The sequence below is a fragment of the Nostoc sp. NOS(2021) genome (genome assembly GCF_017115025.1).
Lineage (GTDB): Bacteria > Cyanobacteriota > Cyanobacteriia > Cyanobacteriales > Nostocaceae > Nostoc.
Genome location: NZ_JABXKM010000225.1, coordinates 1 through 11,049, shown reverse-complemented (window position 1 = coordinate 11,049; position 11,049 = coordinate 1). Strand labels below are relative to the sequence as shown.

The window sequence follows — 11,049 nt, the reverse complement described above, 5'->3', positions numbered from 1 at the left end:
TTCCTATAGTCATTGCACCCCACCCCTTAATCCCCTCCCCGCCAGCGGGGAGGGGAGACAAAGCGCAGCGTTGGCGGGGTGGGGTTCTTCGGGTTTAATAAGTAATCAAGCGGACATGGTATTACGACTTTGCAGATTATCTCTACAGATAAAACATTTTGCCAAACTGCAACTAAAATTAACTAGTAATAAGTTCTTAAAAGTAGACAAAGCAAAGATTTATAGCTTTTTAATTCAGCGGAAATTACTGGTATTAGGAGACTTTCCCAAACCCGCCTCCTCCAGGAGTTTCTATCACAAAAACATCCCCAACTTTCATCTCTACTGTTGCTGTGCTATCTAAATTCTCTTCAATTCCATTCTGACGTTGTATCCAGTTGCGTCCGACAATTCCGGCTTCCCCACCATTTAATCCAAAGGGAGGAACAACCCGATGACCAGAGAGAATATTAGCTGTCATGGATTCTAGGAAACGGATGCGGCGGACAACTCCATTACCACCGGAATATTTTCCTTTCCCACCGCTATCGGGACGAAGACTAAAGCTTTCTAAAAGTACAGGATAACGGGTTTCTAAAACTTCTGGATCGGTCAGGCGGGAGTTAGTCATGTGAGAATGAACACCATCAGTTCCATCAAAATCAATTCCTGCCCCAGAGCCGCCGCAGATAGTTTCATAATATTGATATTGCTCATTACCAAAAGTAAAATTATTCATCGTTCCTTGAGAAGCAGCCATAACACCCAAAGCGCCATATAAAGCATCAACAATGGTTTGAGAAGTTTCTACATTACCTGCTACTACTGCTGCTGGATAAATTGGATTCAGCATACAGCCAACCGGTATAATAATTTCTAGAGGGTTAAGACACCCGGCATTCAGAGGAATATTATCATCAACCAAAGTCCGAAAGACATATAAGACTGCTGCTTGAGTTACAGCTTTCGGAGCATTAAAATTACTATTAAGTTGCTCAGAAGTCCCAGTAAAATCAATGATAGCACTGCGATTTTGTTGATTAATTGTAACTTTTACTTGAATAATTGCCCCATTATCCATTTCATAAACAAATGAGCCATTCTTGAGAAGATTAATCGCCTTTCTCACCGACTCCTCAGCATTAGCTTGCACAAATTCCATATAAGCTTGGACAGTCTTAAATCCGTACTGGGAAACCATTTTACTGAGTTCTTGTACTCCCCGTTCATTTGCGGCAATTTGTGCCTTGAAATCAGCGATATTTTGGTCAGCTTTACGAGCAGGATAAGTATGATTTGAGAGATGCTGTCTTACTGCGGATTCTCGAAAATTGCCCTCTTCAACCAAGAGAAAATTATCAAAAATAATTCCTTCCTCTTCTACTGTGGTACTGTGGGGAGGCATTGAACCGGGAGTAATTCCACCGATATCTGCTTGGTGTCCACGAGAAGCGACGTAGAAAATAGGAGTAGGGGGTGTAGTATTTTCCTCACTTTCCAGAAAAACAGGGGTAATTGCAGTTACATCAGGAAGATGTGTTCCCCCATTATAAGGATTATTGGATAGATACACATTCCCCGGTTTTATTGTGTCCCCTTTATCATTAATTAAACTGCGGACACTTTCACTCATTGAGCCTAAATGCACGGGAATATGGGGAGCATTAGCGACTAATAATCCCGATGATTCAAAAATAGCACACGAGAAATCCAGCCTCTCTTTGATATTCACTGATGTAGCCGTGTTTTGTAACACAATTCCCATTTGTTCGGCGATAAATTGATAGAGATTTTTGAATATTTCTAAGCGGACGGGATCTGGTTGAGTTGTTGTGTACATTTTTGTTTTTTATTTGTTTAGATTTGATAAATATTAGAAGCCAGAAGGGTTGAATGTTTGTAAAACTTATATTTTGCACCAGTTTTAAAAATCAGGAGGCGGAACCTCTAAACCCTCGTTACGAGGCTGAACCTAGTAACGAGAATATAACCCTTTTTCAGCAAACTCCCGTGTCAAGAGTGATAAATTGTTAAAGCATGACCCCGCAAAGGAAACGCTGTGACACCACCTGGATTTTCATTGGATGGAAAAATCGCCCTAGTTACTGGAGGGGGACAAGGGTTAGGACTAGAAATCACCAAAGCACTCGCGAGTGCTGGTGCTTTTGTTCTTGTCAATGGGCGGAATCATGAAAGCCTAAATCGCGCAGTTGCTGCTGTGACTGCAATTGGCGGATCAGCCTTGCCATTGCAATTAGATATTACGGATGAAGCAGCCGTTAAAAAAGCGTTCAGCGAAATTCGAGAAAAATACGGGCATCTGGATATCCTGATCAATAATGTTGGTATGCGCGATCGCCGCGGTTTTTTTGAATTTGAAATGGATGCGGTGCGTCGGCTTATCGATACGAATCTTATTGCTTCCTTCAATCTGTGCCAGGAAGCAGCACGGCTGATGATTGAGAATGGCGAGGGGAAAATCATCAACATAACGTCGATCGCTGGCCCGATCGCAGGTGCAGGCGATGCTGTGTATACTGCTGCCAAGGGTGGACTCGAAGCTCTAACTCGCGCTCTTGCCGCCGAACTAGGAATGTTTGGAATAACTGTCAATGGTGTTGCCCCAGGTTTTTTCGCGACTGAGAGCAATGCAGATGTGCTTGCCGATAAAGAAATCGCCGCTTGGTTGGAAAAACGAACCTCCCTTGGTCGTTGGGGATATCCAGAAGAAATCGCTGGTGCTGTCGTTTTCTTTGCTTCTCCAGCCGCATCCTATGTCACTGGTCAGATTTTGGCGGTTGACGGTGGATACCTTGCCCATTTTTGATCTCTTGTCAATTCTGCTTCTTAGAGCCTGTTGATAGACGCTGTAAAATCAGATGATTGTGTTCAGTTAATCTGGCGTTCCAGTTAGGTTCAACTACAATTGTGCTAATTTTTTCTACAACGAGCGCAGGGCCATTAATACTATCTTCTGGTTGCAAATCTTCCCGCCGATAAACAGGAGTATCATGCCATCTATCAGCAGTAAATATTCTTACTATCTCACCAGATACGGGAGCTTCATCTAGAGAACGAGTACGAATAATTAAAGGTTCTTCAGGAGTCTCCATCTTCTGAATAACTTCTACTGAGGCGGATTCAACAATTAAAGTTTTCTCTAATTGAATGAAACCATAACGAGATTTATGTTCAGTCTCAAAATCTTGCCGCATCACTGCTACTTCATCCGTAAAATTAACGGTCAATGTAGAGTTAGTTCCCTCATATTTTAAGTTAACTTTTCTGACTATTTCTACTTGACTACGCACTTCATCTATTTCACTTCTAGCTTGAGTTTCTAAATATTCCATTAACTGGTGTAATTTAGGAATTAATGTTTGAGTTAGAGGCTGTTCTACTCCTCCTTCTCTAATCGCCCTGACATCAGCTAATCCCATTCCATAAGCAGAGAGAACACCAGCATAAGGATGTAGAAATATTTTTTTCATTCCCAAGATGTCGGCAATTAAACAAGCAACTTGCCCGCCTGCGCCGCCAAAACAACAAAGCACATATTGGCTGACATCATAACCCCGTTGCAGGCTGATTTTTTTAATTGCATTCGCCATATTTTCCACTGCGATCGCCATAAATCCAGCCGCTACTTGTTCGGGAGTACAATGATTTAATGTTGCGGCTTGAATGTCTTGGGCTAATTGTGTAAATTGCTGAATGACAGTATCTTTATCTAAAGGTAAATTGCCATCAATTCCAAAAACCGAGGGAAAATATTGCGGGTGGATTTTGCCTAACATCACATTGGCATCAGTAACCGCTAATGGCCCCCCACGTCGGTAACAAGCAGGGCCAGGATTTGATCCAGCAGATTTAGGGCCGACACGATAACTAGAACCATCAAAAAAGAGAATTGAACCACCGCCAGCCGCAATGGTATTAATTGCTAATACGGGAACTCGCATCCGCGCCCCAGCAATTTCCGAATCTAGTTGTCGTTCATACTCTCCTTTAAAGTGGGCAACATCTGTACTTGTACCTCCCATATCAAAGGTAATAACTAACTCGAAAGCTGCCCTTTTACTAGTTTGAACTGCGCCAACAATACCGCCAGCCGGGCCACTCAAAATACTATCTTTGCCTTGAAATTGTTGGGCTGTGACTAAACCTCCATCAGATTTCATGAACATTAATTTTACTCTGGGTAACTGACTTGCTATTTGGTTGACATAGCGACGTAGAATCGGAGTTAAATAAGCATCTACTACTGTTGTATCTCCTCGGCTGACCAATTTCATTAATGGACTAACTTGATGGGATACAGATATTTGGGTAAAGCCGATTTTTAAAGCAAGTTGGGCTATTTGTTGTTCGTGATCGGGATAGCGATCGCTGTGCATAAAAACAATAGCACAACTCCGAATTCCTGAGTTGTAAACTGCTTGTAAGTCACTTTTTGCTTGTTGAATATTTACAGGGGTTAATTCATTTCCATGAGCATCATAACGTTCATCAATCTCAATCACCTGCTTATAAAGTATCGTTGGTAAAACGATATGACGGGCAAAGATGTTAGGACGGTTTTGGTAGCCAATTCGCAGCGCATCTTTAAAGCCTTTGGTAATCAGAAGAACTACGCGATCGCCTTTCCTTTCTAACAGCGCATTTGTTGCTACTGTTGTCCCCATTTTTACTACTTCTATCGCTTCAGTATGGATAGGTTCGTTGCTAGAAATATCCATGATATCCCGAATTCCTTGGATGGCTGCATCTTGATATTGTTCAGGATTTTCTGAAAGTAGTTTGTAGACTATAATCCATTGCTGATTAGGCAGAGTCACAATTAAAAAACGTTCTGGATGTATTGAGAGTCTGTCTATAATTGCCTGATTGTTAGTAACAGCAACAATATCTGTGAATGTACCACCGCGATCGGCAAAAACTTTCAACATGATTCTGTTTCCTCAACTCTATACAGGTAGCATAACAATGGGTTATGAAGTCTTTTTACTTCAGGTGTAGAATATTTTTCTACAGATGTGGAATCTTAGATATAGTCAATTAACTGGAAAACATAAATCTTAAATTGTCCACTGCCATTTAGAGTGTTGTGCATTCCATTTTACGGCTACTATTTCTGCTGGGGGATTGATGCGGTCGCCATTTTTTTCAAATTGGATAATTCCTGTAACTCCTTTCACTTGTTTTTTGTCTTCTTTGAAATATTTATTCATGTATATCAGTAAAGATTGACTATCTGAAATGTTAAATTGCTCTAAAATTCTCAGAATTATTAACGCTGAGTCGAAAGCTGTTGCACTACGCCATGTCAAGTTTTCTTCTCCCCATAATTGAGTACCTAGTTGACAAAACTTTTGCCCTAGTTGATTTTCACTATTGCACCCATTTGTTTTGCTGTGCCAATGCCAAGGAACACAAGCTATAATTTGACACTCATTTTGATTTACCAAATTATACTGACTTTGCTCATGAATCCAATGTAAAACATTCTCATGGTAAAAAGTTGCTGAACCAGCTATTAGACAGTTATTAATTTTTAATCTACTAATCAGCCCAGCATTATCGAGGGAATTAGGTTCAATTCCTCCATCAGGAATTATGATAATAATATCAACGTCATTTTGTTTAATCTCTTTTAGATAAGCTTGAATCTGATAATATTTTTCGCTAATATAACTACATTCTTTTAGAAAAATAAGCTGTTCACTATATTGCTCTAAACATTTTTTAATAGTATTTCTGTATGAAGTGCTATAACTACTATTTTTATTATAGATAATAGCTACTTTTTTATGATCTTTACCGGATAATCCTTCTGTCAAGTAATGAGCTAACTGTGTGGCATTTATGCTATCTTGAGTAGTCAGTCTAAAAAAGGATAGGCTTTCACCCCCAGATAAATGAGAAAGTTCATTAGAGGTACTGCTAGAGTTTACTAAAATTAGTCCATTTTGAGAATATAACTGTAGTGCCTTCTTAGTCATTTCACTTGAATAGTGACCGATGATAGAAATCAGGTTTAATTGTTGCGCTAAATTGGCTAAATTCTCTGCTGTTTGGCTATATGGTGCATATAAATTATTAGGATCATTGACAATTAAAATTTTGAAGGCTATTTGACTATCTGTATTATTTAGAGTAAAAAAAATATCGGGTTTTATCTCATCTAAATTTATCTCTTTTCCTAGTGAAATTTTCTCAAAGCTTTGAAGATTTACTTGGAGTTGAATTTGAGCAATACCTCGTAAAATTTCAGATGCAACATGACCTTGATTATGATAAAATGGCACAACTACAGCCAAAGTATAAATCTTAATTTTTTTTTGTTGTAAAAGAGATTGCTTATATTCAATTAGACAGTTATTAATATAAATTAAAACTTCTGGATTCCCTGTACCATAAATTTCTATTTCTTTTTTCCAAGCCCAAATAAAGCACTTTAATGCTTGATAATAAAGTCCTTGCTGATAAAATTTATTCCCTTGTATCTGTAACTCCACAATATCTTGATTTGGGGGAGAAAGAAAAATTTGTCTGCCAAAACTACCTTGAAAGTTATCATTGTTTAATTGAAGAGCAGTCTGCAATTTATATCCGTTATTAGGATGAAGTAATAAATTAAGCAGCTTAACCCACTTACCAGCTATCTGTTCTTGGTCAATTTGCATCAGTTCTGCTATTCTGGGATAAATATTATTACTGAGCCTATCTCTAATTTGTTGGTCAGATAAATTGAATATTTTAGCTATATGTTGTCGAGAGTGTCCCAATAGAGATTGACAAATGATTTCCTTGTCAAGTTCACTGATTTGCCTTCTATTTGAAGCTGTCTCTAATTTATGAAAGAAAAGGTCAATATTAATATTTAGCTGTTCTATAACCTGTTGACAGTTTTGACACACCATAATTATCTATCATCCTTTTTTCAAAATGATAGTCTAATTCCTAACTTAGGTGATCCTATGGGTGTCGAACTAATTTCTATTGATGTTGACAATTAGATAGCTTGCTGGTTTAGCGGAATTACAATTACAAATTCTGTACCTTGTCCAGGAGCAGAAATACATTGTAATTTTCCCCGATGTTTTTGGGTGATAATCTGGTAACTAATAGATAAACCTAACCCTGTACCTTTGCCAACTGGTTTAGTAGTAAAGAATGGTTCAAATAAATGTTTTTGTACGTTTTCTGGAATGCCTAGACCATTATCAGCAATGCGAATAACTACTTGCTTTTGGCTGGTGAGTTTAGTATGAATCCGAATTTTTCCTCTGTCATTAGTCATTTCTTCCCGTCCCTTGCGCGTCTCCATTATCAGAAGTTCTGATGGTAGGAAGCCTCCACTCAGACCTCTCTCTTTGTCTTGTACAAATGACGGATGACTAATGACTAATGACTCTTCAATTGCATCAATCGCATTTGCCAGAAGATTCATAAATACTTGATTGAGTTGTCCGGCATAACATTCTACTAATGGCAGGTCGCCGTACTCTTTGATGACCTCAATTTCTAGATAGTCAGATTTAGGCTTGAGGCGATGTTCCAGAATCATCAACGTACTATCGATACCCTCATGGATATTCACAGCTTTCATCTCTGCTTCATCTAAGCGGGAAAAGTTTCGTAGAGATAGGACGATTTCTGTGATTCTTTCAGCACCAACTGTCATAGAAGTTAGCAAGTTTGGCAAGTCTGCCATCAGGAAATTTAAGTCGATGGCTTCTATTTTTTCTTTAATTCCAGTTACTGGATTAGGATAGTTTTGCTGATATAATTTCAACAAATTAAGTAAATCTTCGATGTATTGATTGGCAAAAGTGATATTGCCATATATAAAGTTAATTGGGTTGTTGATTTCGTGCGCTACACCTGCTACCAACTGCCCTAAGCTGGACATTTTTTCACTCTGCACCAGTTGAGATGCTAGCTGCTTTGCTTCTTGGCGCAATTGTGCTTCTGAGTGTCGCAATATCTCTTCTGCTTGTTTGCGCTGAGTAATGTCATGGAGAATGACGACATACTCCTGAAAATCCTGATGGGGTCGGTCTGAGATGGAAACTTCCAGAGTTCTGTTTTTCCCGTTGCGAAGTAGGGCTTGTTCGCTGCGCTTTATCCACTGATCTGGATAGTAGACTAATGCAGGTAGCCATTTGTTGAGGTGATTTCCCCGCAGTTCAGAGGGGTTGACACCAAAGAAAGATTCAGTCGCTGGATTAGCCTGCTGGATAATGCCTCGATCATCCACAACTAAAATACCATCCTGAGCGACGGTAAACAGGTGTTCGGCGGCTTCTCGTGCTTCTGCGATCGCCACCACTTGCGGTAAACTTGTCCAACAGGCGATCGCTACTCCCACAAATGCCACACTCATCAGCAGTACCACAAATAGATTTTCACCCCCCTCAGTTGCAACTTTATTAAGTTTGACACCAAATAACCAGCCAACTCCCACTGCACTGCACAGTAAAAAAATCAAGATACTCACCTGAAGAATTACTGAATCCTTGATAATTACCACAGGGCGCGTGCGATATCGCCGCATCCACCAACTGCGATGAAATGGAGGGAAGGGCACGCGGCGAATCACTGCATCTATTCCCATGACACCAACGGGAAATAATAGCCCAATTAGGAAGTTGAGCCAACCCCAGGCAAGTCCACCCACGAACAGCACCACAACTTCTAACAGCAGAATGCCTAGAGATATGCGAGGAAACAAAACTTCCGGGCGATCGCGCCGGAGCCAAAGCCCCAAATGGAATAACATAAAGGAGACAAACCAACCGATGTTACCAACAGCCACGATTTGCGCTACATCTCCCCAAATCAGATAAATCAAGCACAACAGCAGTGTCAATGTCAATGCTGGAACAAACACACCCCGGCGTGACACAACGGAAAATACTGGTGAGAGGTGGTTATCTAACGCCAGCTGATACAAAATTCGCGGGCAATTAGAAACGACCGTTGCCGAACCTAAAAGACTTGCAGCTACTAGCAAAAAGGAAACACTTATAGCAGCTGATTTTCCCCAAAAAGGCTGGGAAGCCGCCACCAGATTCATAAAAGCATTGTCTTGGAAGTTTGGATCTGTTGCTAACCGCATCACTACCCAAGACCCCCCCAAAAAAATGGGTGGCATCATCCAAGCCGCAACGTCTAGAAAGCGCAGCGTCTGGGTGGGGTTGCGGCTATCAGCGACAAAGGAAGAAGCCGTTTCACAGCTGTAGGTTGCATAGGTGACGAAAAAGAACCACTTTGCCCAATCTACGAAGCCTAAAGATGACCAATTGCTAGGAAAAAACCCAGGACTATCAGCAGAGAACGCTAACCAGCCAAGACCCTCTACACAGAAGGTGATTAGCAGTCCAAAGACTGGAATTATAAAAAACAAATGTAAAATACTCAGGGCGCGAGTACCACTAAATGCCACGATAAACGGCAACAGTGTAAAGCCAATATCCAGAAATATTTCTGGACAACCAATACCCAGCGCCTCTAAATTCACCTTAATTAAATCTCTGAGTACGATCGTATTAACTGCTAAGTAGGAAACCCAGTTGAGGAGGTATCCAATTGCTGCATAGGAAGCTAGTCCTGGGGAGTTTTGCAGCAGCTTGGTAGCATAGTTAGGTGTTCCTCCAGCCACATTCATAAAATTCATACCCAAGCGTTTTACCTGATAGTTGAGCAGCATTCCGAAAATTACCGCAGGTATCCAGACAAAAATAGCTTGGGAACCGAGAGCCGCATGAATTGCTGGAACCAATGCTGTCCAGGAAATATGAGCCGTCAAACCAAAGCCCCAACTTTCAACAGCACTCAGGCTTCTAGTCAAGCGAGGGTAAGAAGATTGGCTAAAAGTGGCATCAGCAGGATGGGACATGATTGGCAGTGCTGGGTAGGATACTGTAGTAAAGCTTATTAGCTAGAGTTCCCACGCCATAAATATTCTGAACAAAGACTTTATATCCAAAACCTTCGCGCTATTCTTGATCAAATGTTAACGAACAAGTTTATTGCAGTGAACATAAAAAAGCATGGGTGGCAAATTAATTGTATTTGAAGGGGTGGAAGGCTGTGGCAAAACCAGCCAAATGCAGCTTTGTTCTGAGTGGTTGGAAAGTCTGGGTGTTTCTGTGGTGGTAACTCGTGAACCAGGTGGAACAGAGTTAGGCTTACATCTTCGCCGCTTGCTACTAGAAAAGGCAGAGGATAAACCAGTTGCAGAAGTGACAGAACTTTTGTTGTATGCTGCTGACCGATCGCAACACGTTGAACAAGAACTCAAACCCAATCTCGCAGTAGGGAAATATATTTTATGCGATCGCTACACCGACTCGACAATTGCCTACCAAGGATATGGTCGCGGTCTTAACATGAGTTTAATCAATCAGCTTAACTATATTGCTACTGGTGGCTTAGAAAGTGACCTAACTATTTGGCTAGATGTCGATGTTGAGGTGGGACTGGCCCGCAAACTCTTAGGCAAAGTAGGACTAGACCGGATTGAACAGGAGACAATCGCTTTTCATCGGCGCGTTCAACAAGGATACGCACATTTAGCAGCATCCCATCCCTCACGAATTGTTCGGGTAGATGGCAGCTTGAGTAAAGAAGCTGTACAAGAGGTAATTCAAGGAATTTTGTGCGATCGCTTGCACTTGGCGAGGTAAGGCAAATCACTACTTCCCTTTTTTCTCATCCAGTGCTTTCTGAATAGCTTCTCTGCAAAATTCAGGAGGGTCGTCTTGTTGCTGCACTTCCTCTTTCATTGTCTTAGTGATGCGTAAATTTAATCTTTCGGTTAATGGTTCTTCTCTGTCTGTAGTGAACGGTTTTAGATTCTCTGGCTTGCCCTTGTTCTTGGTCATTTGTATAGAAATATAAATAATCATATTCTCCACATGCCTACCAGTGGAAAATATTTAATTGGTGGATGTTCACCCTGGTAAAGTTTGCATCCACCGATACCACTTTTACAAATGGGTAATTCTATTTTATGTTCACAAGGTCAGAACTCGAAATCAAAACCACTGCTGAGTTGAGAGA

7 protein-coding genes are annotated in these 11,049 nt (G+C 40.7%); 2 read left to right on the top strand and 5 right to left on the bottom strand.

Going from position 1 to position 11,049, the window contains the following annotated elements; translation table 11 throughout:
* Positions 1 to 253 precede the first annotated feature (253 nt).
* Positions 254 to 1,819, bottom strand: coding sequence for a hydantoinase B/oxoprolinase family protein (locus HWQ41_RS23920; protein WP_292768475.1), 1,566 nt, complete (start codon positions 1,817 to 1,819; stop codon positions 254 to 256).
* A 219-nt stretch (positions 1,820 to 2,038) separates the two neighbouring features.
* Between HWQ41_RS23920 and HWQ41_RS23915 the strand changes: the two genes are divergently transcribed.
* Positions 2,039 to 2,806 carry an SDR family oxidoreductase gene (locus HWQ41_RS23915; protein WP_292768474.1) on the top strand — a complete coding sequence of 256 codons (768 nt, stop codon included), beginning with the start codon at positions 2,039 to 2,041 and terminating at the stop codon, positions 2,804 to 2,806.
* A 7-nt stretch (positions 2,807 to 2,813) separates the two neighbouring features.
* Here HWQ41_RS23915 and HWQ41_RS23910 read toward each other — a convergent pair whose 3' ends face one another.
* From HWQ41_RS23910 to HWQ41_RS23900, 3 genes are all read right to left on the bottom strand, one after another.
* Entirely contained in the window at positions 2,814 to 4,928 is a 2,115-nt protein-coding gene (locus tag HWQ41_RS23910) for a hydantoinase/oxoprolinase family protein (protein WP_292768472.1), read from the bottom strand.
* Positions 4,929 to 5,057: 129 nt separating this feature from the next.
* Positions 5,058 to 6,902 carry an ABC transporter substrate-binding protein gene (locus HWQ41_RS23905; protein WP_292768471.1) on the bottom strand — a complete coding sequence of 615 codons (1,845 nt, stop codon included), beginning with the start codon at positions 6,900 to 6,902 and terminating at the stop codon, positions 5,058 to 5,060.
* 92 nt (positions 6,903 to 6,994) lie between these two features.
* Entirely contained in the window at positions 6,995 to 9,883 is a 2,889-nt protein-coding gene (locus HWQ41_RS23900; protein ID WP_292768469.1) for an ATP-binding protein, read from the bottom strand.
* Between the two features lie 154 nt (positions 9,884 to 10,037).
* Between HWQ41_RS23900 and tmk the strand changes: the two genes are divergently transcribed.
* Positions 10,038 to 10,673 (top strand): dTMP kinase, encoded by a 636-nt coding sequence (tmk, locus tag HWQ41_RS23895; RefSeq protein ID WP_292768468.1) that lies wholly within the window; start codon positions 10,038 to 10,040, stop codon positions 10,671 to 10,673.
* Positions 10,674 to 10,682: 9 nt separating this feature from the next.
* Here tmk and HWQ41_RS23890 read toward each other — a convergent pair whose 3' ends face one another.
* Positions 10,683 to 10,871, bottom strand: a complete 189-nt coding sequence (locus tag HWQ41_RS23890; protein WP_292750468.1) for a hypothetical protein — start codon at positions 10,869 to 10,871, stop codon at positions 10,683 to 10,685.
* Positions 10,872 to 11,049: the final 178 nt, after the last annotated feature.

Coding starts and splice junctions, on each gene's coding strand:
- HWQ41_RS23920 (WP_292768475.1), bottom strand. CDS start 1,819: ATGTACACAACAACTCAACCAGATCCCGTCCGCTTAGAAATATTCAAA.
- HWQ41_RS23910 (WP_292768472.1), bottom strand. CDS start 4,928: ATGTTGAAAGTTTTTGCCGATCGCGGTGGTACATTCACAGATATTGTT.
- HWQ41_RS23905 (WP_292768471.1), bottom strand. CDS start 6,902: ATGGTGTGTCAAAACTGTCAACAGGTTATAGAACAGCTAAATATTAAT.
- HWQ41_RS23900 (WP_292768469.1), bottom strand. CDS start 9,883: ATGTCCCATCCTGCTGATGCCACTTTTAGCCAATCTTCTTACCCTCGC.
- tmk (WP_292768468.1), top strand. CDS start 10,038: ATGGGTGGCAAATTAATTGTATTTGAAGGGGTGGAAGGCTGTGGCAAA.
- HWQ41_RS23890 (WP_292750468.1), bottom strand. CDS start 10,871: ATGACCAAGAACAAGGGCAAGCCAGAGAATCTAAAACCGTTCACTACA.